The following is a 22616-nucleotide window of genomic DNA, read 5'->3' on the forward strand; positions in this document are numbered from 1 at the left end:
CGGGCCCGCTCTGCGCCATCAGCCGCCCGCCCCCGAGCACAGACCAGGACTGTCAGTGCTGCCGTCTACCTTGTCGGTAGATGTCACGAAGGGGTCGAGCATGAACTCCAGCTACTACCAGAACCAGTTGGACCGGAAGAGGAACGAGCGCGCCACAGCCCTGAAGCGGGCGAGCGATCTGGGATCGAAGCAGGCGGACAAGCAGGGCAAGGCCGCGAAGAAGGCGGCGGCGGCCGGGAAGGCCGGCAGCCCCAACGTGGGGAAGAGCCGGCTGCGGACCGCCCAGCGCTACGAGAAGGAGGCCAACACCGCCGCGACCCAGGCCAGCACCTGGACGGCGAAGGCAGCCAAGCTCGAGAAGGAGATCGCCGTCCTGACCACGAAGCTGGCCAAGGCGCAGCAGGCGGAACGAGAAGCCCACGAAGCGGCGCGTCGCCGCGACGAGGACGAAGCACGCCGGATCGCCGCCGCGCAGCAGCAGGGAATCGAGAGTCGCCTGTCGGCGGCAGAAGGCCAGGTAGATATCGTGATGAAGGAACTCCGCGCCCCGAAGCCGGAGAAGCTGCGGATCCTGCTGCTGGGCGCGTCGTCCGCCGGAGACCTGCGCGTCGGTCAGGAGCAGCAGCGGATCCGCGCAGCCGTGGAACGCGCCACTCACCGCGACCTCGTGGAGTTGGATGCCCATCCGGCCGCGACCGCCGACGTGTTCCTGAACGCTTTGACCCGGTTCAAGCCGCACGTGGTGCACTTCTCCGGGCACAGCGGCCACGACCTGATCTCCTTTGAGAGGGGAGAGGACGACTTCCACGAAGAGGCCATCGTCAGCGCCGACGCCTTCGCCAGCGCCATCGCGGCGGTGGACGAGAAGCCGCTCCTGGTGCTGCTCAACTCCTGCCATTCCGCGACCCAGGCGCAGAAGCTGGTCGACACGGTGCCGTTCGCGATCGGCATGTCCGACTCCATCCAGGACACCGACGCCATCACCTACGCCGCACGCTTCTACGCGTCGGTGGCCGATGGCCAGTCCGTTCAGGGTGCGCACCTGCTCAGCAAGGCGGCCATCGCGCTCAACGGTCTCCCCGACGATGAGCTGCCCATCCTTGCGCACCCGGCCGACGTCGATCCGGGCACGACGAAGCTGGTGACTCCTCCGCCGGCCTGACCAACACGTACGGGGCGAGGGCGTTCGCCCTGTTCCGAGCGGGAGCCGGGGGCCACTCTCTGTCCCGGCTCCCGCTCGGAACAGGGCCAGCCACGTCGGCGTACAGGCAAACGTGCACAGTCAGGTACGCCCGAACGTACACAGGGGTCTCGGTGCGAAATGAGCTGGTCTCAAGACCAATAGGCGTTGCCCCGCGCCGTGGGGCAGGCGGGTAGGACGACGCCACCTGGATCGCGCACTCTGGCGGTTGCGGTCCAGATGGCGTTCAGCGAGCGGCGGTTACTCGGCGAGCAGCTCGACCGGGATGTTGCCGCGCGTGGCGTTGGAGTACGGGCAAACCTGGTGGGTGGCCTCGATGAGCGCGCGACCGACTTCTCGGGACAGGCTGTCCGGTAGCTTCGTCCGCAGGCTGACTTCGAGCTGGAAGCCGCCCTGCCCGTTGGGGACGAGGCCGACTTCGGCGGTGACCGACATGCCCGAGACGCTGATCTCCTTCTTCTGCGCCACCAGCTGCATGGAGGTGGCGAAACAGGCCGCGTAGCCCGCCGCGAAGAGCTGTTCGGGGTTGGTGCCGTCTCCGGTCCCGCCCAACTCTTTCTGGAGGGCCATCTCGACGTCCAACTTGCCGTCCGAACTGACGGCGCGGCCGTCGCGGCCGGTCGCGGTCGCGACGGCGGTGTACAGGCTCATGTGCTGCCCTTCTGGTAGACCGATCGGTCAATCTGTCTGGCGCACTCAGCGTATGGAGGTCAGGTGCCGCTCTCCATGGCTCACCGTCTCCGTTTCATATCTGGTCGTCTTGCGTGTAGCGGCCTCGCGATACGATCTGACGATGGACGTACTCAGCGATGCGATCGGCGTCATGCGTATGGGGCGCCCGCATTCCACTGAAATCCGCAAGCACGCTCCGTGGGGAGTGCGGGCCGAGCCGTTCTCCGGGGCCGGCTTCCACGTGGTGCTGGAAGGGACATGCTGGCTGATCCCGCCGATGGGCGCCGCGATCGCCCTGAGCGTGGGCGATGTGGTGTGCCTTCCGCACGGCTGCGGGCACGCTCTGGCCGACAGTCCGTCGACGTCCCTCACCGGCGCACACTCGGCGTCCCTGCGGGAGATAGCACCCGGTGCCGACGACGGCAAAGGGGCCACGACGGTCCTGCTGTGCGGCGCGTACACGCTCGATCAGACCCGGCCGCATCCGCTGTTCGAGGAACTGCCCGAGGTTATCCACCTTCCGGCACGTCTCGGCCACCGCACGCCGCTACATGCTGCCGTCAACCTGCTCGGCGACGAGATCGCCAACCCCGACCACGGAACCGAAGCGGTCGTATCGGCCCTGCTGGACATCATGCTGCTGTACATCCTGCGGGCCTGGCTCGACGAGCAAACCGACGACGGCCCGGCCACCGGGTGGGCCGCGACGCTCCGCGATCCGGCGATCACCGAAGCGCTGCGCCATATCCACCAGGAACCCGCCGGACAGTGGACGGTCGAAGCGCTGGGCGCGAAAGCCGGACTGTCGCGGGCGGCCTTCTCCCGCCGGTTCACCTCGCTGGTCGGCAAACCGCCGCTGGGCTACCTGACCTGGTGGCGGATGACGCTGGCGGCGCGACTGCTGCGCGACAGCGACAAGCCGGTACAGACCGTCGCGCAGCGCACCGGATACACCTCCGAATTCGCCTTCGCCAAAGCGTTCAAACGAGAGTACGGCTTGGCCCCCGGTCGGTACCGCCAGCAGTCGCGGAGGTAGTCCGGTCAGCACACCTTGACGTCCACGGCCTCCTGTTGGACGCAAGCCTGATCTGCCGCTGACCGCGCGCTGTCCACCACAGTCGCAATCCGACGGTCCCCACGGCGCGAGACCTTGGAGCTGTGCACGTGTCCCCGTACACGCTTGTGCACCTCAACCTGTACGCCGACAGGCCCTGTTGTTGCAGTTGTCCGCGGTCGTTCCGGTGGTGTCCAGCCTTTTCACCCCGGGGGTGTGACTGTCTTGCTCACAGGTTAGGGAACGCGGCCGACAAACCGGGCCGCCGGCCTCGCTACACGTCGGATATGACGGGCGCGGAGTGGGCCGCGGTGAGGACGATGCTGCCGGCCCCGGCTTGGATGGACGGCCGGGGAGGCAGGCCGGAGGGCTACTGCCACCGGCAGATGGTCGACGCGGTGCGGTATCTGGTCGACAACGGGATCAAGTGGCGGGCGATGCCGGCGGACCTCCCGCCCTGGGACCGGGTCTACGCGTGGCCCATCAGCATGCGGCAGGCGCTCGCCGCGACGGGCAGGCCCAGAACCAACCGCCGGGCGCCACCCGCACTGAGCCCGACGACCACGGGCTGGGCCGGTCGCGGGGCGGTTTCACCACCAAGATTCATCTGGCCTGCGAACAGGGCCAGCGGCCACTGTCTGTGCTGGTCACCGCAGGCCAACGCGGGGACAGCCCTCAGTTCGCCGCCGTGCTGGAAGGCATCCGGGTTCCCCGCACCGGACCCGGCCTCCCCGTGTCCGCCCGTTGCGAGTGCGAGGCGACAAAGCGTACTCCTCCCGTGCCAACCGGGCCTACCTGCGAAAGCACGGAATCCCGTGCACGATCCCCGAAGCGGCCGACCAGGTCGCCAACCGCAAGCGGCGAGGAAAGACCGGCGGGCGACCTCCGGCCTTCGACCGCGAGGACTACAAGGCCCACCACGCGGTCGAGTGCGGAATCAACCGGCTCAAGCGCAACCGCGCGGTCGCCACCAGGTTCGACAAACTCGCCGTCCGCTTCGAGGCCACCGTCCTGATCGCCGCGATCTGCGAATGGTTGTGACCGGCCAGGGCTGTCGGTTCCCCATGCCATGCTGACCGCGACCAGGGCGAACAAAGCGAGGGAGAAACGACGATGGGGGCTCAGTACTACGGCGCCGACAGCGAGAACGGCGACCGCATCGACGACCCCTCCGAGGACGCGCTGTTCATGATGATCAGCGACCTCAACGACTCCGACAACACCTTCGTGGTCGTCCAGCCCGACGAGGAGCCCCCGCCTGGTTCGCCTCAGTGGCCGTCCTGGACGAAGGCGACTACGAGATCGTCCGCCGCGACACCATCCGCAACGAGCACGAGGTCACAACGGCGACCAGCATCAACGACATCTCCCGCGACCTCGCCTTCTGGATGGCTGGCCGCAACTTCCCCGGACGGCCGCGGGAGCCCTCCGCCCAAGCCTGGCGGGCCTCCTCGATTTCCTCCTGGGAACGCCCGATGAAGTTCCACCACCACTTCATCCGCATCTATTTCCGCAGGTCAGAGGCATTCGAGTCCATCAAAGTCAGCAAAAGTCAGCATCGGAGCACCTCCGGGCAGTCCGACTCGCCGGAAATTGCCAGCTGCTCCCAAGCACGCCGATCGGCGTCACACCTCGAACTGAGCCGCCGCGACGGGACATCTCTCACGTGTCTGCTGCGACCCAAAGATGAGGATGGTCAGCCCGGCTCACCGAACCGATAGCCGGTGGCCCACTCGACGCGCCCCGAAGTGATCTCAAGACTGTCGCGACAGCTCCGACACCGCTTCCCAACAGACCGTGAAGGAATCCATGACCGGCGGTGGCGTACGACCGAGCCAGTAGAGCGCCTCACGAAGGGCTGACAACCCTCTACCCAGAGTGATCGAGTCCTGCAAAACTGGCGCGATGAGACGTGTGCACCTGGAAGCGGCCGAAGATCATGTCGAGCGCCTGGCGAGAGAGCACGATCCCGTGGGAGCCGTGAAGGAGCTCATTTGGAACGCGCTGGACGCGGACGCCATCAAGGTCACGGTGGCCATTGAGCGGTCGGCCACCGGTGCGGTGGACAAGGTCATGATTACGGACGACGGGGAGGGCATCACTCCTGAGGGGTGCACGACCGCTTTCGAGAGAATCGGTGGTTCGTGGAAGAAGCACAGCCACACGACGGTCGGCGGACGCCCCCTGCACGGCCGTGCGGGTCAAGGCCGTCTGCGTGCGTTCGCACTCGGCGCCTTCATCAGGTGGACCACCGTCGCCAAGGGAATTGACGGCCTGCGCAAGACAACGGTGACGGCGCACAACGCCTCGCGCAACGACTTCCAGATCGGCGACTCCACGCCCGCAGGAGAGCCCACGGGAACGCTGGTCGAGGCTTGGGGTCGGCAGTCGGTGGTTCTGGACCGCCTTACCGCCGATCGCGCACGGAGTCTGCTGACGACGGAGTTCGCTCCCTACCTGGCCAGGTATCCCAAGGTCGAGATCGTCTTCGATGGGGAGAAGATCGACCCCACTGCGGTCATCCAAGCGCAGTCCGAGGAGCGCGTCGAATTCGAGCACGACGGTGCTATGGAGACCGCTGTCGTCCGGATCATCGAGTGGGACATGCGGGTGGATCGCGAGCTCCACCTGTGCGATGCCCTCGGCGTCCCCATCGATATCACGGAAACCAGGATCCAGGCGCCCGGCTTCGATTTCACCACCTACGTCCTCTGGGACCGGATGACGGAACACCGGGGCGACTTCCTGCTGGGCGAAGCGTCCGACGGCCCGGTGGCATCCCTTCTGGCCGCCACGCGGGAACATCTGAGGTCGCACTTTCGGAAGCGGGCCGTGGAGCGCCGCAAGGAGGTGGTCGACCAGTGGAAGGACGCCGGCCTCTACCCGTACCGTGCCGAGCCAACCAGCGAGGCCGAGAAGGTCGAGCGGGAGACGTTCGACATCGTGGCGTCTACCATTCATCGCCACATGCCTCGGCCAGCGAAGCATCAAAAGGCCACGCTCGCCCTGCTGCGCGAATCGGTCAAGCACCAGCCAAGCAACGTGAACCGAATCCTCGACGAGGTCTTCCGACTCACGAGCGACGACAAGTCGGAGCTCGATCGCCTCCTGAATCGTACAAGCCTGTCGAGCATCATCAGAGCGTCCACGAGCGTCGCGGACCGGTTGGATTTCCTCGCGGCCCTCTCCCACATGGTCTTCGATCCGGAGGTCAAGAAGCTCGTCAAGGAGCGGTCGCAGCTCCACAAGATCCTTGAGAACGAGACGTGGGTGTTCGGCGAGCACTACCAGCTGCTCGTGAGCGATCGCTCCCTCAACCGTGTGCTCGATCGCCACCTCGGCCTCATCGGGCGGGACAACCGGAGCCCTCAGCCCGTGTACCGGGATGACGGGTCGGTGGGGATCGTCGACCTCATGCTGTCGAGATCCAGGCGCGAGCACGACCGACAGCAGCATCTGGTAGTGGAGTTGAAGGCGCCCAAGGTCAAAGTGGGTGACAAAGAGCTCCAGCAGATCAAAAGTTACGCGCTCGCCGTGGTCGAGGACGCCCAATTCGCGGACGTCCGGGCCGAGTGGGACTTCTGGCTCGTCACTTCAGAGATGAGCAAGGTCCTGAGAGCGGAAGCCAGGCAGGCGGGAAGGCCCCGCGGGTGCATCTGGGATCTGAAGGAGAACGAATACACCGTCCGCGTCTGGGTCAAGACGTGGTCAGAGGTGATCGACGAAAGCAAGGGCCGCCTGCAGTACTTCAAGGAGCACTTCGACCATGACCCGTCGGTGGAGCAGGCAATCGACTACCTGCGTCACTCCCACCTTCCGTACCTTCCAGATGCTCTTATTCCAGCTCCGCGTGAAGGGCAGACAGGCGACACCGGAGCCGGCGTCTCGGGGTCGACGGACGCAGCAGCGGATCTGGTGTGAAAGTAGGCGCGACGACAGACCCCAGGCTACGGGGCCCATTCCAGCCTCACGCTGACGCGTGCTGAAGGACGAGAGCAGCCCGGACGATCGGGGTGATGCGGTTAGCTCGTTCTCTATCCTCGGCGGTCCGTGGCTGGGTCGGGCGGGCCCATGAAGGCGTCAAGCTCTTCGATGATCTTGCGGAGTTCGCGGGCTCCGCGAGGCGACATTGCTCGGATCACGCCGTCGATTAGGGCACGGCTTTCGACTGGGTTGCCGCAGCAGTACCAGTGCACGTTGCCGAACTCGTCGTCGTGCCAGAGCTCGCGTTCGGGGCGGTGGACGTAGTCCCTCCACAGGCGCAATGCCGCGCTGGTATCTCCCGGCTGGAGGTAGTTCCGCGTGCGTTCAAGGCGGACGATCTCAGACAGTGCTCGCGGGGAGAGGCGGTCGATGGCCAGGCTTGAATGCTGTGGTTGCTGCCGGTCCGGGACTTCGGCCCGGATGCGTCCTGGCCGTCTACGCGGCATGGACCTTTCGGTTGGTCGTCATGCCGTACATGGTGCCACGACCTCGAACGGTGCATCGAACGGGTTCGCTCGCCTGGGTATTCGCCGGACGTGGGGGCGGCCTTCGTCTGGTCATGTGCTCCGACCAAGGTGCACATGACCACGACGAAGGCCATGAGCGTTCGTCTGCTGCCTGCGGCGGTCGCACCCTCGACGTCGCCGTGCTCCTCCAGGGATTCCGCCAGCCGCTGGACGGCCTCCTCGTGTCCGTCAGTCGCACGCTCTCCGGCAGCACCATGATCAGCTCGGGCATCACGAGGGCTCCTTGCGCGGGTGCGCGGGACGGTGCGTGCGCGGGCCAAGAGGTACCGAAGCCCCGACTGGGTCCGCCAGGACTTCGGTAGAGACGGGGTCACCCCACTTGTTTGTCGTCGTCCACTTCGAAGAGTGGGCTCAGGGGAGCGTCAAGAGCGAAGGTCGCAACCTCTAGAAGTTCCGTGACGTCGAGGCCCGACGCGCTTATCTCCTCTGGCCCATTCAGCTCAAGTTGGCACCAGGAGCAGTGAAGAGAGCTGAGGGCCAGAGCGGCATCCGTGGCAGTGGCAGTCGGATCCGGCGCGACCATCACCGTTGCTGTACCTCGGCACCCTGGGCAGCCCGCAGTTCCAATCACGGTCACGATCTCCGGGTCCGCGTCAGGAGCGGTCGTATCGAGGTAGAAGGAGAAACTGGATCCGCTTCCGAGGATCTTCGCCTTGGACTGCGTGGCTCCCGGCCACCCCTTGAACCGGTCCTCGAAGAGATGCCGAGCCTGTCGGATGCGTAGCTGGACGTCTCGCTCGACGGTGCTCCGTTGTCTGTCGACGGCTGCATTCACGGCACTGGCCCAGCGGCCCCAGAAGGCGTCCACCGGCTTTCCGAGGTGCTGCAACATCGTCTCGATGTTCTGAGCAAGGGACGGCAACAGTACTTTGGCCTCGTCCCCCACAGTCGAGTGGGCAGTACCGTTTCGCAGCTCGATCAATTGGTCGAGGTCTTGGTCCACCCCAAGTACGCCAAGGCGCCGAACCCGCTTGACGGCGTCGAGGGCGCCCACCGTCCGGACCTTCTTGCTTTCGAGTTCCAAGTGGCCACCGAGGTACAGCAGCATGTCCGAGCTGGCGTTGCGAGTCTCAAGAAGGTAGGTGGGGTGTTTTGAGACCAAGACGGCCTTGGCGAGCCGCTCGGCAGCGACTCCACCATGGAGGGCGAACTCGTCGTACTCTCGGCGCCCATGGTCTTCCATGGCTCGGTGGGCGGCCTTCACCGCGCCCCTGTAGAAACTCTCGAATGAGAGCGAATCGTCCATGTCAGGACGGTAACCGCCGCTGTAGTACTGGGCGACCGATTCCGGAGATCGAGGAACCGGACTGCCAGAGCTACTCGGTCAGCGGCCGGCCCCCTTGCCCGAGTGGGACGGCCAAGGCGCTAAAGTCCTTGGGCGTCTTCAATGCTCGAGGACACAAGGAGAACGTCTCCTGGGCAGGCCACAACGGCTCTACGTAGCAGGAGCAAGCGCCTGACGTAGCTGGGCCGCAGCCACGCTCATCGGGGAGCGCCCGGGGCTAAGGGTTGTCCCGTAAATGATCTTCTGGTCGCCTCAGGCATGGTTGGCCGCTGTGCCTGCTGCCTTATCCCGCAAGTGCGAGGTTGTGCATGCGGGCGATGCCGAGCATGGCGTGATGGACGCCGTCGCCTTTGAGACGGCAGTCGCGAAGGATCTTCCAGGTCTTCATGCGGGCGAAGACGTGCTCGACGCGGGCGCGGACCTGCTTGTGAGACTTGTTGTGCGCCTGCTTCCACTCGGGCAGTTCTTCGCCTTTGCGGCGGCGGTGGGGCATGACAAGTCCGGTGCCCGGGTAGCCGCCGTCGGCGATCGTCATGGTTCTGCCGACGGCGGCTTTGGCGCCGGAATCCTCCCATGCCTTGCAGTCGTTGCGGTTCCCGGCAAGCGGCCGGCCGACCACGACGATCAGTCGGGTGTCGGCGTTGATGACGACCTGGTGGTTGGTGGAGTACCTGTAGTTCTTGGACTGCGCGGCAATCGCGTGGTCCCGGGTGGGGACCAGGGTGCCGTCCACGATGAGCACGGCGTCCTTGGCGAACCGCTTGCAGGGCTGGAGCGCGAGCATCGGCCCGAGGTGGCCGATGATCCGGTCCGCGGCCGACTTGGACACCCCGAACAGCGGGGCAAGCTGCCGCATGGTCAGGTTCGTGCGCCAGTAGGCCGCGACCAATAGGGCCCGGTCCTCCAACGGCAGACTCCACGGTCGGCCCCTGCGGACTGCGTCCGCACCCTCGCGCCGCAGAACCGTCACCAACTTCCCGAACTGGCGCGGGCTCAGCCCGGTGAACGGGACTATCCAGGACGGCTCCGACGCCGTGATCACACCAGCCACTACGTGATCGTTTCACCCGATGAGAAGCGACCACCGTCCCGTACCCTCTCGGCCTGAGTCGGTCCAGAATGTCGCCGTGGCAGACCAAGAGCACAACGAGGCAGCGGTACGCACATTCCTATCGTGCGCCACCGAGGTGGCGCGACTGATGGATCTCGGGGACGCGGCCGACGTGCCGGAAGCACTCCGCGCACGGCACCTGGCCCACGCGTTGCGCAAGCCACTGCTCGAACGCGCACACCTGCCCGAAGAGTTCTTCGCCCCGTTGACGGCCGCAGCCGTCTACGATCCGGACCCCAGCTTCTGCCGCTGGTTCGTCGAACCAGCGGTCTATGTCTTCGGCCGCCGGCGGGTCATGACCGCGCTGCTCGACTACCTTCGGACCGGTACGGCCGCCGAGCAGGCAGGCGCCGAGCGGGCCTGGTACTGCGCCCATGTGCCGCTCCGCGCTGACCGTTCCCCGGCCTATGCACCAGGCGGAAGCCGCGATCCTGCCCTGGATGAGTCCCGCGATGTGAGGGACGAGTGGCGGGAAACCCTGCGGCGATCGGCAAGGCGACCGGGCCGCCTCGAAGCCTGAGCCAGCCCGATTGCCGTGGGGCAGCTACTCTCCCTGACCAGTTACGGGACAGGTCTTAGCACCCCGGCCGACGATCGAACTCAACTGACACCCCATCAGGAAAGTCAGCATTAAGTCAGCATCCGCCCTGGCACACACGGAAACACGCTGACACAGATGAGATAGCCCCACCTAGCAGCAGGCGCCCTCCGGGGCGGTCTCGCCCCGCTTGCACGCCTACCCCCACAGGGCCCACCTCCGAAAAGCAGGCCGCACTCCGCGCAAGCGAAGAACCGCAGATCAGCGCACGCGTCCACGAGGTTTCAGCGCCACGTCCGGCAGCACGGGAGCCGGGATCGGCGGGCCGTCATAGCCATGTACGGTGCCGAACCGATCACCGTTCATCCAGTCCTCGCGGGCCTGCGTGATATCGTCCTGGGTCCTGCCCACGAAGTTCCACCACCAATTCATAGCGGGCGAACCGCGGGTGGGCGCGATACGCGACAACAGGTCGTCAGCCTGGCCCCCGAACAATCTCAGCGCAAAGCTACGGCAACCTTGATCGCATCGACTACGCCCCGGATGGCCCGCTCGGCGGTGGCCGATCCCGACGCGACACCGCTCCCCAGCAAACGTTCTCGGCCGGCGATCGAAAGCTGCATCGACTGCTTCGACTCCCTCCGCGCGTGGCAGCTCCAGCGCACGACGCACGCCCGCGTGCTGCCGATGGCCCCTGCCAGCCCTTCCTCTGCTGCCGTGAATCAGCCTTCGAGGTCGCCTTCAAACGAAAGCTGCAGCCGTCTGCTCTACACCCAATTGCCCGATTGCAACGCAGCGTAGTCAGCACCAAGTCAGCACGGGAGGGGTGAGCACGGGTGATGACGTGTGCTTTTAGTCAGCACCAAGTCAGCACGGGAGTCAGCACCGCCCCACTGAACTATGGCGAAACGTGCAACTCGGGCAGCCCCGTCCAGGCCCGCCCGACGCGACGAATTCGGCTCCCGATCACGACCCCGTAGCGCCGGCCCGCACCCCCGCCACTCCAACTATGGTGTCCCACCACATACGTCCCTGACCTGCCCCTTCCTACGGTGTGGCAACACGTCCCCGTCCCCGCCCACCGCCCGGAAGTGGTACCCATGGCCGAACCGGCAACCGCTCCCCCACCCGCCTCCAACCTCCGCCGCATCGTCGCCGCCAGCCTCATCGGCACGACCATCGAGTGGTACGACTTCTTTCTGTACGGATCAGCGGCCGCCCTGGTCTTCAACAAGCTGTTCTTCCCGGATTCCGAGCCGCTCGTCGGAACCCTGCTGTCCTTCCTCACGTACGCGGTCGGCTTCGCCGCCCGCCCCATCGGCGCACTGGTCTTCGGGCACTACGGCGACCGGCTCGGGCGCAAGAAGTTGCTGGTGCTCAGCCTGTTGATGATGGGCGGGGCCACCTTCGCGATCGGGCTCCTGCCGACGCACGCAACCGTCGGGGTCGCCGCTCCGGTGCTGCTCACCGTCCTGCGGCTGGTCCAGGGCTTCGCCCTCGGCGGTGAGTGGGGCGGGGCCGTGCTGCTGGTGTCGGAGCACGGTGATGCGAAGCGCCGCGGGTTCTGGGCCTCGTGGCCGCAGACCGGTGCGCCGGCCGGGCAGCTGCTCGCCACCGGGGTGCTGTCCGCGCTCACCGCGCTCATGTCGGACTCGGCCTTCGAGGCCTGGGGCTGGCGCATCCCGTTCCTGCTCTCCGGGGTGCTGGTGATCATCGGTTTGTGGATTCGTCTGTCTGTCGATGAATCGCCGTTGTTCAAGGCCGCGCTGGCACAGGCCGAGGAGCGCAGGGCCTCGTCCGGGGCGACGGAGAAGATGCCGGTCGTGGCCGTGCTCCGGCACCACTGGCGCGACGTGCTGACCGCCATGGGCGCCAGGATGGCGGAGAACATCAGCTACTACGTCATCACGGCGTTCATCCTCGTCTACGCGACGACATCGGCCGATCTGAGCAAGCAGACGGCGCTCAACGCCGTTCTCATCGCGTCGGCGATCCACTTCGCCGTCATTCCGCTGTGGGGTGCCCTGTCGGACCGGGTGGGACGCAGGCCCGTCTACCTGGTCGGCGCGGTCGGCGTGGGGCTCTGGATGTTCCCGTTCTTCGCGCTGATTGACAGCCGGAGCTTCGGGAGCCTGCTCCTCGCCGTCACGGTCGGGCTGTTCTTCCACGGGGCGATGTACGCACCGCAGGCGGCCTTCTTCTCCGAGCTGTTCGCGACGCGGATGCGGTACTCGGGTGCATCGATCGGCGCCCAGTTCTCGTCCGTCGCGGCCGGTGCCCCGGCACCGCTCATCGCCACCGCGCTGCTCGCCGACTACGGCAGTTCGACACCGATCGCGCTGTACGTGATCGCTGCCGCGCTCATCACCGTGGTGGCCGTCGTCTGTACCAAGGAGACCCGGCACCGGGACCTGGCCGACATGGACCCCGGTCCCACGCAGGACGTGTCCGCGGAGCGGCCGGCGGACGCGGCACGCAGTGGTGCGTAGCGTCTGACCCGCGACGGTCCGGGGGCCGGGTGGCGCGCAGCGCCGCCCGGCCCTCCCTCACGTCTGCGGGGTGGAGGGCTCGAACCAGGTGGGGCCGTCGGTCATCGACTGCTTGATCCGGAAGAGCGCGAACTCCTGCAGCGGGGGCAGCGCGTCCACATGGAACCAGCCCACCTCCAGCGACTCGTCATCGTTGACCCGGGCCGTGCCGCCGGTGGCCCGGCAGCGGAAGGTGACGTCCAGGTACTGGCAGCGGTCGCCGTTCTCGTACTGCACGGGAGGCAGTGCCTGGGTGAGCACCACCCGCTCCGCCACACAGCGCACGGCCGTCTCCTCGTACACCTCGCGCTCCGCCGTCGTCGCGGGCTGCTCCCCGGGCTCGGAGATGCCTCCGATCACCGACCACTTGCCGGTGTCGGCGCGTCGTCCGAGCAGCACTCTGCCCTCGTCGTCGAAGACGACGGCGGTCACACCGGGCAGCAGGAGCAACTGTTGACCCGCCGTGGCACGGATCTCGCGGATGAAGTCAGGAATGGCCATGCCCCGACCCTACGTGGCGTGCCTGTCTGCTCAGCGAGCACGCCGGGCGCGCACCGCCCGCGTCGCCACCCAGCCGAGGCCGATCACCGCGAGCAGGACCAGCAGGCCCTCGGGGAGCGGGCCCATCCGGGTCGCCGGGGTCAGTGAGGAACGCAGCGGCACCTCGTCCACCAGGGCGTCCGGCGTGAACATCTTCGTCTTCCGGACGACGGTGCCGTCCGGACTGATCACCGCGCTGACACCGCTGGTGACCGGAACGACCACGGAGCGGCTGTGCTCGACCGCGCGTACCCGGGACATGGCGAGTTGCTGGTAGGTCATCTCGCTGCGGCCGAAGGTGGCGTTGTTGCTGGGCACGGCGATCATCTGGGCGCCGTGCTCGACCGTGTCGCGCACGGCGTCGTCGAACGCGGCCTCGTAGCAGGTGACCAGCCCGACGGAGGTGCCCGCCAGGTCGAAGACGCCGACCTTCCTGCCGGGGCCGAAGTCGCGCTGCACCCGGTCGACGTCCGAGCTGAAGACGCGTACGAAGGACCGCATCGGCATGTACTCGCCGAACGGCTGGATGTGGCGCTTGTCGTACGTGGCCACGGGCCCCTTGTCCGGGTCCCACTGGATGAGGGTGTTGCGGAGGTTGCCGGTGTCGGGTTCGACGACCGCACCGACCACGGTCGGCACACCGATCGCCTTCACCGCGTCGTCGATGACGATCCTCGCGTCCGCGTTGCGGTAGGGGTCGAGGTCGGAGGAGTTCTCCGGCCACAGGACGAAGTCGGGCTGCGGGACCTTGCCCGCCTTCACGTCCCGGGCAAGCTGCTCGGTGCGGTTGGCGTGGTTGTCCAGGACGGCGCGGCGCTGGGAGTTGAAGTCGAGGCCGAGCCTCGGCACGTTGCCCTGGATCGCGGCGACGGTCGCGGTGCCGTCCTCCGCCGAGTCGTCCACCAGTGGCAGCGAGGCGAGGGCCGCGGCGACGGGAACGAGGACGGCGGCGGCGGTCGCGGCGGCGGCGATCCGGGGCAGTTCGCCCGTCGTGCGGTGGATGCGGAAGCGGCGGACCGCCTCGAAGAGGCCGAAGCCGCACAGGACCACGGCGAAGGACAGGAGCGGGGTGCCGCCCAGCGCCGCGAGCGGCAGGAACACGCTGTCGGCCTGCCCGAAGGCGATCTTGCCCCAGGGGAAGCCGCCGAACGGCACCCGGGCGCGGAGCGCCTCATCGAGCGTCCAGACCGCTGCCGCCCAGATCGGCCAGCCGGGAAGCCGGGACACGGCGGAGATACCGATGCAGCCCACGGCGATGAACAGCGCCTCGGCCGCGGCGAGGGCCAGCCACGGCACCGGCCCGACCTCTTCACCCGTCCAGTGCAGCAGCGGCAGCATGAAGCCGAGTCCGGCGAGCAGGCCGAGGCCGAACGCGGCACGGAACCTGCGATCGAACAGCACCCAGCCGAGCAGCGCGAAACCGGGCAGGACCAGCCACCACAGTGGCCGGGGCGGGAAGCTCGCGTAGAGCAGCACCCCGGAGAACACGGCGGCGGCGGGCCGTGCGAGGCGCGGCAGCAGGCGGCGGGCCCGGGGGGCGGAGTCGGGCATCTGCGGGTCGCCGACCTGGGCGATGGTGGTGCTCACCCGGCGGAGTCTACGGTGGCGGACCAGGGCACGGGGAGCCCCGTCCCGGTGGCGGAACCCGCGCTGCCGGATCGTTTCTCCGCATCTCCTGCACATATGACCGCCGTGGCCGTTAATCTGTGCGCCAGTCCCCCGCCGACCGGGCCGGATCCGGCCCTCGCGGACGGGACAGTCACAGGCCGGGGGACGGACGTGATGGCTGCACCTGCAGAGCGGGGGCACGAGGGCGGCAATGCGTCGGACGCCGCCGGGGCGCTGATCCTCGCAGCCTGTGCGATCTGGTCGCTGATCAGCGCGGCCGGAAGAGAGACCCGGCCCGAAGGGATGTTGCTCGCGCTGCTGGCCGTCGCGGCGGGGTTCGCCTGCGGGCGCATCTGCGGCACGCTGCTGCCGGTGGCCGCAGCGAGCGTCGCCGCCCTGGCCGCTCTCGTGATGACGGTCGTCTGGCGCCATGGCATGCCCGGCGCGACGGCCGCCGTGGAGACCGCTCCCGGGCACACCGGTGCGTCCGCCGCCCTGCTGGTCCTGGCGGCCGGCGCGGCCTGCTGCGCGGCGGCCGCCGCCAGGCGGGACTCGCTGCGGTTCACGCTTCGCCTGCTGGCTCTGGGTGCGGCCTGTGCCTCGCTGGGACTCGGCTCCGTCGCCGGGTTCACGGCGGCGGTCGGCGTTCTGCTCTGCTCCCTGGCTGCGGCCAGGATGCGCGGCCGGCTGCTCGGTCTCGCAGGTCTTGCGCTGGCTGCCGGTCTGGCGGTCGGGGTGACGTGGGCGGTGGCCGAGGACGTGCTGCCCGACGGCCTCACTGTCTCGCTGGAGGGCCCGCTGACCACCAACCGGGTACAGCTGTGGGAGGACGCCGCGCGGTTGGCGGGCGAGCACCCGGTTCTCGGCATCGGCCCGGACCGGTTCGCCGAGCTGAGCCCCACCGCGCGGCAGACCCTCGGCTCGGACGGCAAGCCGCACTCGGCCGTGCTGCAGCAGGCGGCCGAGCAGGGGCTGGTGGGCGTGGTGCTGCTGGGAGCCGCGTTCGGCTGGCTGCTGTACGTACTGTGGCGCTCGCCGCGCAGCACCGCGGTCGCTCTGACCGCCGGGGCCGCGCTCACCGCTCTGGCGGTGCTGGCGAGTGCCGGCAACGCGCTGAGCTTCACCCCGGTGACGGCGGGGGCGGGGCTGCTCGCGGGACTGGCGTCGGCCAGGCGGCCGATCGAGGCGGACGGCCACGGTGGCGAACGGCCGCCGCACGGCGGCGACGGTGTGCCCGCACAGGAACCACAGGCCGACCCGGCCGGGCTGTGAGGGTCAGCGGGCCGGTCAGGCGCCGGCCGGAGCTCCGGTGGACGGCAGGTGGAGGCGGTCGCGGATGAACCGGACGCCCGCCTCGGCGTCGTCGACCGTGACCGTGAAGGTCCTGCCGTCACCGAGCCTGAGCACCAGCCCCTCACCCCGGCGCACGACCACGGCCGTGCCCTGCTCGGGGCGCCAGCGGTAGCCCCAGCCTCCCCACTGGCGAGGGGTGACCTGAGGGGCGAACTCCGCGCCCACCACATGGGTGAGCAGGATCCGGCGGCGCGGCAGGCCCATGTGGCCGCAGCGTACTTCGAGGGCGTCGCCGTCGACGCGGACCGCCACGTTCACGAAGGCGAGGGTGCCGAACAGCATGAGCAGTCCGGCCGCCACGCAGCCGATCACCGACATCAGCAGCGGGGCGATGCCGGAGGTCCAGGTGGAGCTGACGGCCAGCTGGATGCCGAGCGCCAGGCAGGCGGCGCCGGCGGCAGCGAGCACCCACTGGGTCCGGTTGGTGGCCCGGCCGGTCCAGACGGCGGTGTGGGTGTCGGCACCGGTTCGCACCGGTTTCCGGGGGTGGTCCTCCATGCTGAGCAGCGTACTGAAGAATCCGCGCGAGGGGATGGGTCGCGCGGCTCCCGCCGGGTCGCCGGACGGTCAGCGGGCGGAGCTGACGGCGACGAGCCCGCGCCCTTCCGCGTAGGCCAGGGCGGCTTCCGGGAGCGCGGACGGGTGCCCGCCGAGGAGGACGACGAGTCCGGAGGAGGGTTCGGCCGACGGAGCGGGCTCGGCCCCGATCCGGCGCAGGGCCTGGGCGGCGACGGCGCCCGCGGAACCGTGCAGGACGACGGGCGGCCGGCCGGGCTGCTGAACGGCGCCGCGGATGCGTTCGGCGACCAGCTCGTAATGGGTGCAGCCCAGCACGACGGTCCGCACATCGGGCGGGGTGAGCGCGGCGGCCGCGGCGAGGGCCTTCTCGATCCCGGCCTCGTCCGCGTACTCCACGGCGTCGGCCAGTCCGGGGCAGGGCACCTCGGTGACGGCCGCGGACCCGGCGAAGTCGCGGATCAGTCCGCGCTGGTACGGGCTCCCCGTGGTGAGGGGGGTGGCCCAGATCGCGACCGGGCCGCCGGACGCGGCGGCCGGCTTGATCGCGGGGACGGTCCCGATGACCGGCAGCGCTGGCTCCAGCTCGGCCCGGAGCGTGGCCAGCGCGTGGACGGAGGCCGTGTTGCAGGCGACGATCAGCGCGTCGGGCCGGTGGTCGGCGGCGGCGCGGGCGACGGCGAGGGCGCGGGCCGTGACGTCTTCGGGCGTCCGGGGACCCCAGGGCATGCTGCCGGGGTCCGAGGAGAGCACCAGATCGGCGTCAGGCCTCAGCCGGCGTACTGCGGCGGCGGCGGCGAGCAGGCCGATTCCGGAGTCCATGAGCGCGATCTTCACCCGGTCACCATAGTCGACCGCCCTTGCGGACCCGGCTCAGTGGGGCAGACTTCGGCCAATGAGCGCCGTTGCCTGGATCGCCGTGGGTTCGCTTGTCGCGTGGGTGTGGCTGCTGCTGGGGCAGGGGTTCTTCTGGCGGACCGACCAGCGGCTGCCGAGCCGCGCGGCCCCGGCACAGTGGCCCTCGGTCGCCATCGTGGTGCCCGCGCGTGACGAGGCCGACATGCTCCCGGTGAGCCTGCCGTCGCTGATGGCCCAGGACTACCCGGGACATGCGGAGATCTTCCTGGTGGACGACTGCAGCAAGGACGGCACCGGCGCCCTGGCCCGCGAGCTCTCCGTGCGGTGCGGGGGGCTGCCGGTCACCGTCGTGTCTCCCGGGGAGCCCGAACCCGGCTGGACGGGCAAGCTCTGGGCCCTCCGGCACGGGATCGCGCTGGCCCGGTCCCGGGAGCCCGAGTACCTGCTGCTCACGGACGCCGATATCGCGCACGAGCCGGACAGTCTGCGGGAGCTGGTGGCGGCCGCCGGGTCGGGCGGCTTCGATCTGGTGTCGCAGATGGCGCGGCTGCGGGTGGAGAGCGTCTGGGAGCGGCTGGTCGTGCCGGCCTTCGTCTACTTCTTCTCCCAGCTCTATCCGTTCCGGTGGGTGAACCGGGCGGGGGCGCGGACGGCGGCAGCGGCGGGCGGCTGTGTCCTGCTGCGGACCGAGGCCGCGGTGCGGGCGCGGGTGCCGGAGTCGATCCGGCAGGCGGTGATCGACGACGTGTCCCTGGCCCGGGCGGTGCAGGACAGCGGGGGCCGGATCTGGCTGGGGCTGGCGGAGCGGGTGGACAGCGTGCGGCCGTATCCGCACCTGACCGACCTGTGGCGCATGGTCTCGCGGAGCGCGTACGCCCAGCTGCGGCACAATCCGCTGGTGCTGCTCGGTACCGTGATCGGCCTCTCGGTCATCTACCTGGCACCGCCCGTGACGCTGGTGGCGGGGCTGCCGGCCGGCGATCCGTCGGCCGCGTGGGCCGGGGGCGCGGCCTGGGCCGTGATGGCCGGGACGTACATGCCGGTGCTGGGGTACTACCGGCAGTCGCTGTGGCTCGCCCCGCTGCTGCCGTTCACCGCGCTGCTGTATCTCCTGATGACGGTCGATTCGGCGGTGCAGCACTACCGCGGCCGCGGTGCGGCCTGGAAGGGGCGTACGTACGCCCGTCCCGAGGCCGCACCGGATCAGTGACCGGCGTCCCCCGGCCTCATTTGCGGCCGGGTGTCCAGTTCATGCCCCAGCCGTACGCCTGGTCGATGGTGCGCTGCGGGCTCACTCCGCGCTGCGGCACGAGATAGCGGGCCTCCCGCTGCACGGTGAGGTCGGTGCCGGTGTTGGTGAGGAGCGCGAGCGCGCAGACCGTCGAGGGGACGGTGCATTCGTCCAGCGAGAAGTCGATCGGCGCGCCGTGCTGCGGCTGGAGGGTCACGGTCGCGTGCAGATCCGCGAAACTCCGGGCGCCTTCGTAGATGGTGACGAAGATCAGGAGCCGGCGGATCCTGTCCTTCTGGTCGAGGTTGATCGTCAGGTTCTCCCCGGAGGCCACGGCGCCCGTCCGGTCGTCGCCGTCGAGCTGGACGTACGGCGGCTGGTGGAGAGCGCCGAAGGCGTTGCCGAGTGCCTGCACCACTCCCTTGCGGCCGTCGGTCAGTTCGTACAGGGCGCAGAGATCGAGGTCGAGATCCGCGTGGTGGGCGACGGCCCTGCCGAGCTTGCTGCCCCACCCCTTGAACTGCTTGCGCACTTCCCAGTTGAGGTTGACGCGCATGGCGCCCGAGGTCCCGCCCTGCTTCGCGAGCGAGACGGAGGGCGCCTCCTTCGTGAGCGTCACCTTGGTGAGGCGGACCGGCTGGGTGACGGGCGGCGCCGGGGGTGCGGGAGGGACCGGCGGCGCCATGGGGGCGGCGAGCGTCGGCTGGGGGTACTGCGGCGGAGGCGGCGTGGCGGCAACCCGCGTTGCCGGATGGGGTGGTTGAGGCTGCCAGGGCGTCTGGGGCTGAGGCGCCCGCGCGGGCTGCTGTGGTTCGTCGACGGAGATCCCGAAGTCCGTGGCGAGTCCTTCGAGCCCGGTCCCGTACCCCTGGCCCACGGCCCGGAACTTCCAGGCGCCCTGGCGCCGGTAGAGCTCGCCGAGGATGAATGCGGTCTCGACCGTGGCGTCCGTGCTGTCGAAACGTGCCAGTTCCGCACCGTTCGCCGCGTCCGTGATCCGTACGTAGAGGCCGCTCACCCGGCCGAAGGAACCCCCGTCCGCAGAGGCTGCCACCACCACGCGGTCGACGGCGGGCTCGACCCTGGCCAGGTCGACGGCGAGCGTGTCGGTGGCCGCTCCGGCAGCGGTCCGCTTGCCCTCGTGACGCACCGCCCCGGATGCGTGGGCCGGCTGGTTGTAGAAGACGAAGTCCGCGTCGCTGCGCACCTTTCCGGACCCGAGGAGAAGGAGCGCCGAGGCGTCCACGTCCGGAGTCCCGGGGGCGGCGCGCCACCCCAGTTCGACGCGCACGGCCTGAGCCGCCACTGGAACATTGGTTCCCTTTAGCATGGTCATGCTCGCCCCCATCACGAGTCCGGCTGCCGAGACTTCTCCCGGTCAACCTAATGCCCGTCCCGCCACGAGGCCCACAGGGGTGCGCGAACGGACGCATGGACCTGCGGGTGGCCCTCGTGAACCCGCCTGACGTCGTGAACCGACGCCCGGACCGGAATCAACCGTGGCGTCAATCGCCGACGGTTCCGTCAACCAGTTCACGCAGAATGTCGATATGCCCGTTGTGCCGGGACGTCTCCTCGATCAGATGCATCACGATCCACCCCAGAGTGACGTGGACGTCGTCCCTCACCGGGCGTTTGGCCGTGGCCGCCAGATCGGTCGCCGCGATCAATTCGCGGTAGCGCGCGCTCTGCGCCTCGTATTCCTCCAGCAGAGTGGCGAGGGGAATGTCCGCGCCGATACGCATTTCCCGGTCGGGGTCTTCCTCCGTCCAAGGTCCGTGGTCCTCCTCTCCGAGGAAGATGACTTGGACCCACCAGTACTCGACCCACCTCAGGTGGCTGAGGAGACCGCCCAGGGTCATGAGCGGCGATGACGGAAGAGGCGCCTTCCCGGCGTCCTCCACGCCTGTGCACTTGGCAATCGCCGTGGCTCGCGCGTAGTCGAGAAAGGTCGCCAGCATGGTTCGTTCGTCCCACGAGGACGGCATATCAGTACGTGTCATTGGAGGATGCTCGCATACCCATGTGCGCCTGGACGCGCGCATTTCAGTCCACAAACGGCCACGTGACGGCGGCCATCGGTTCTGTGCCGGGCGGCACCGGGCCGGAAACCGTCACCGGCCACCGGGTCTGGGCGAATTGACTTCGGAGCGCGCCGCAGCGGCCCGAACGGAAACGGCCGATCAGGCCGCTGCGGCGCCACGGGCGGGCCGTTCCTCGGCCTTCTCGTTCACGAACGTTGCCGGGTATCGCCCCGCTTCAGGAGCGAGGTCGGCGAGCAGGGTGTCCATGAGGTCGGTCGGCACCTCCGTGAAGCGATCGCGCGGACCCCTCCAGGACCCGGAACATGACTTCGCGCCAGTCGGTCCGGGAACCCATCGGGCGGCGGTCGGGCCTCGGCGCCCTGGTCCCGGCCGAGCGCGGTGACGGAGCAGGGAAGTCCGACGGGTGCGGCCGGTGGCAGCGCTTGTTCGTCTCCACGTCGGCACGGAGGTTCTCAAGACCCGGCTCGACCAGGTCCGGACGCGGCTACCCGCCCGGCTCCACGATCAGGGTGCGCACCTCGTCGGCCAGTTCGGCGTCCCTCATCTCCAGGAAGCGGCCACGGGGTCGGCCGTGCGGAGCGATCCGGGAGGAGACGAAGAGCCGGGCCGGCGCGGGATGTCCGCGTTCGTGCCCACGAGATCGCCGGTCCGGTACAACCGCCCGCCGCCGGGGGGCGGCGGGACATCATGCGGTCAAGGAGCTGTGGTGAGATCCGGGCTGCCGCAGGTGCGCCCGCAGACACACGTGGACCGGGACGGTCGGGGTCCGCCGGCCCCGTCCGGGCCCCTGCCGGGCAGCGGGGCAGCGACGTCGAAGTGCTGCCCGTAACCGAAGGAATCATGTGCGCGTTGGTTCGACGGGACTGCCCTCGCCCACCCCGCCGCACGAGCCGAGACCCGCCAGAAAGGCAGGAACTCCTTGCCGCACGCCCGGTCCATGAGCCAAGAGCTGCACGCAGGCGGCAACGGTCAGGCGGTGAGCCCGGGATGGCTGCCGCCGGAGCAGTACGCCGAGACGGTGATGAAGGCGACCGCCTTCGCGTGCATGTACTTCACCGACGAGCGCGACAACCCGCTTCAGCTGAGGGCGGTTTACTCACGGACCCATCCGTGGCAGCTCGTCGGTGGAACGATGGATCCGGGCGAGCGGCCGTGGGAGACGGCCCTGAGGGAGTGCCGGGAGGAGACCGGGATCGTCTACGACGGGCCTGCGGAACTCCTCGCGTCGGTGTTCGGTCAGCCAGGGGCGGAATGGCCCTACGCCACCATCGGCTTCGTCTTCGACGGCGGCCGGCTCACCGACGAACAGATCCACTCCCTTGTCCTGGACCCGGCCGAACACGATCAGGCCCGCGTGCTTCCCCTGTCTGAATGGCGGGCGCTCATGCCGCTGCGGGATTTCGTCCGACTGGACGCGGTGGCGCAAGCCCGTCGCACCGGCACGGCGGCCTACTTCGGTTCATGGGACTGGGAGACGTGACAGCCGAAAGAGATCATGGGTTCATGCCACTCCGATGAGAGCACCCGCGCGACGGGGCTTCCCCGGGCGGCCGGGCCGAGCACGC

Annotated in this window: 19 protein-coding genes and 2 pseudogenes; 10 read left to right on the top strand and 11 right to left on the bottom strand. The window is 68.8% G+C overall.

The features are described 5' to 3' along the window. The first annotated feature begins 100 nt into the window (after positions 1-100). Positions 101-1162, top strand: coding sequence for a hypothetical protein (locus tag OG446_RS01975; RefSeq protein WP_328892360.1), 1062 nt, complete (start codon positions 101-103; stop codon positions 1160-1162). A 279-nt stretch (positions 1163-1441) separates the two neighbouring features. Here OG446_RS01975 and OG446_RS01980 read toward each other — a convergent pair whose 3' ends face one another. Continuing rightward, complete coding sequence (locus OG446_RS01980) at positions 1442-1852, bottom strand: organic hydroperoxide resistance protein (RefSeq protein WP_328892361.1); 411 nt, start codon at positions 1850-1852, stop codon at positions 1442-1444. A 142-nt stretch (positions 1853-1994) separates the two neighbouring features. Here OG446_RS01980 and OG446_RS01985 point away from each other — a divergent pair, with 142 nt between their 5' ends. The 4 genes and pseudogenes from OG446_RS01985 to OG446_RS02000 all read left to right on the top strand — a co-directional run bounded on the left by OG446_RS01985 (position 1995) and on the right by OG446_RS02000 (position 6848). Beyond that, positions 1995-2909, top strand: coding sequence for an AraC family transcriptional regulator (locus tag OG446_RS01985; RefSeq protein ID WP_328892362.1), 915 nt, complete (start codon positions 1995-1997; stop codon positions 2907-2909). Positions 2910-3214: 305 nt separating this feature from the next. Continuing rightward, positions 3215-3968, top strand: a pseudogene (locus OG446_RS01990) (IS5 family transposase). Positions 3969-4040: 72 nt separating this feature from the next. Beyond that, a pseudogene (locus OG446_RS01995) lies at positions 4041-4345 on the top strand (hypothetical protein); the annotation flags it as partial. Positions 4346-4832: 487 nt separating this feature from the next. After that, positions 4833-6848 carry an ATP-binding protein gene (locus OG446_RS02000; RefSeq protein ID WP_328892363.1) on the top strand — a complete coding sequence of 672 codons (2016 nt, stop codon included), beginning with the start codon at positions 4833-4835 and terminating at the stop codon, positions 6846-6848. A gap of 900 nt (positions 6849-7748) precedes the next feature. Here the strand turns inward: OG446_RS02000 and OG446_RS02005 are convergent. Together OG446_RS02005 and OG446_RS02010 are read right to left on the bottom strand one after the other, a co-directional pair. Beyond that, a complete protein-coding gene (locus OG446_RS02005; protein ID WP_328892364.1) occupies positions 7749-8684 on the bottom strand; it encodes a hypothetical protein in 936 nt (311 codons plus the stop codon). A 322-nt stretch (positions 8685-9006) separates the two neighbouring features. Beyond that, positions 9007-9774, bottom strand: a complete 768-nt coding sequence (locus OG446_RS02010; protein WP_328892365.1) for a transposase — start codon at positions 9772-9774, stop codon at positions 9007-9009. 76 nt (positions 9775-9850) lie between these two features. On the opposite strand from OG446_RS02010, the gene OG446_RS02015 reads away from it, so the two are divergent. Then, positions 9851-10354 (top strand): hypothetical protein, encoded by a 504-nt coding sequence (locus tag OG446_RS02015; protein ID WP_328892366.1) that lies wholly within the window; start codon positions 9851-9853, stop codon positions 10352-10354. Positions 10355-10633: 279 nt separating this feature from the next. On the opposite strand, the gene OG446_RS02020 is transcribed toward OG446_RS02015, so the two are convergent. Beyond that, on the bottom strand, positions 10634-10783 hold the full coding sequence (locus tag OG446_RS02020) for a hypothetical protein (protein ID WP_389257002.1): 150 nt from the start codon (positions 10781-10783) through the stop codon (positions 10634-10636). A gap of 689 nt (positions 10784-11472) precedes the next feature. Between OG446_RS02020 and OG446_RS02025 the strand changes: the two genes are divergently transcribed. Next, positions 11473-12861: an MFS transporter gene (locus OG446_RS02025; RefSeq protein ID WP_328892367.1), complete on the top strand. Its 1389-nt coding sequence runs from the start codon at positions 11473-11475 to the stop codon at positions 12859-12861. 57 nt (positions 12862-12918) lie between these two features. On the opposite strand, the gene OG446_RS02030 is transcribed toward OG446_RS02025, so the two are convergent. Both OG446_RS02030 and lnt read right to left on the bottom strand, forming a co-directional pair. Then, positions 12919-13401, bottom strand: coding sequence for an NUDIX hydrolase (locus tag OG446_RS02030; RefSeq protein ID WP_328892368.1), 483 nt, complete (start codon positions 13399-13401; stop codon positions 12919-12921). Positions 13402-13431: 30 nt separating this feature from the next. Next, positions 13432-15027 carry an apolipoprotein N-acyltransferase gene (lnt, locus tag OG446_RS02035; RefSeq protein WP_328892369.1) on the bottom strand — a complete coding sequence of 532 codons (1596 nt, stop codon included), beginning with the start codon at positions 15025-15027 and terminating at the stop codon, positions 13432-13434. Positions 15028-15222: 195 nt separating this feature from the next. On the opposite strand from lnt, the gene OG446_RS02040 reads away from it, so the two are divergent. Next, entirely contained in the window at positions 15223-16320 is a 1098-nt protein-coding gene (locus tag OG446_RS02040; RefSeq protein WP_328892370.1) for an O-antigen ligase family protein, read from the top strand. A 15-nt stretch (positions 16321-16335) separates the two neighbouring features. Here the strand turns inward: OG446_RS02040 and OG446_RS02045 are convergent, their stop codons facing one another. Both OG446_RS02045 and OG446_RS02050 read right to left on the bottom strand, forming a co-directional pair. Continuing rightward, on the bottom strand, positions 16336-16899 hold the full coding sequence (locus tag OG446_RS02045) for a hypothetical protein (RefSeq protein WP_328892371.1): 564 nt from the start codon (positions 16897-16899) through the stop codon (positions 16336-16338). Between the two features lie 69 nt (positions 16900-16968). Beyond that, entirely contained in the window at positions 16969-17754 is a 786-nt protein-coding gene (locus OG446_RS02050; RefSeq protein WP_328892372.1) for a glutamate racemase, read from the bottom strand. Positions 17755-17812: 58 nt separating this feature from the next. On the opposite strand from OG446_RS02050, the gene OG446_RS02055 reads away from it, so the two are divergent. Further along, a complete protein-coding gene (locus OG446_RS02055) occupies positions 17813-18985 on the top strand; it encodes a glycosyltransferase (protein ID WP_328892373.1) in 1173 nt (390 codons plus the stop codon). Positions 18986-19001: 16 nt separating this feature from the next. Here OG446_RS02055 and OG446_RS02060 read toward each other — a convergent pair whose 3' ends face one another. The 3 genes from OG446_RS02060 to OG446_RS02070 form a co-directional block, all read right to left on the bottom strand. Beyond that, positions 19002-20354 carry a TerD family protein gene (locus tag OG446_RS02060; RefSeq protein WP_328892374.1) on the bottom strand — a complete coding sequence of 451 codons (1353 nt, stop codon included), beginning with the start codon at positions 20352-20354 and terminating at the stop codon, positions 19002-19004. A gap of 157 nt (positions 20355-20511) precedes the next feature. Beyond that, positions 20512-21009 (bottom strand): DinB family protein, encoded by a 498-nt coding sequence (locus OG446_RS02065; protein ID WP_328892375.1) that lies wholly within the window; start codon positions 21007-21009, stop codon positions 20512-20514. A 180-nt stretch (positions 21010-21189) separates the two neighbouring features. Then, complete coding sequence (locus tag OG446_RS02070; RefSeq protein WP_328892376.1) at positions 21190-21312, bottom strand: hypothetical protein; 123 nt, start codon at positions 21310-21312, stop codon at positions 21190-21192. Positions 21313-21988: 676 nt separating this feature from the next. Between OG446_RS02070 and OG446_RS02075 the strand changes: the two genes are divergently transcribed. After that, positions 21989-22531, top strand: coding sequence for an NUDIX hydrolase (locus OG446_RS02075; RefSeq protein ID WP_328892377.1), 543 nt, complete (start codon positions 21989-21991; stop codon positions 22529-22531). Positions 22532-22616: the final 85 nt, after the last annotated feature.

Source organism: Streptomyces sp. NBC_00236 (assembly GCF_036195045.1).
Classification (GTDB): domain Bacteria; phylum Actinomycetota; class Actinomycetes; order Streptomycetales; family Streptomycetaceae; genus Streptomyces.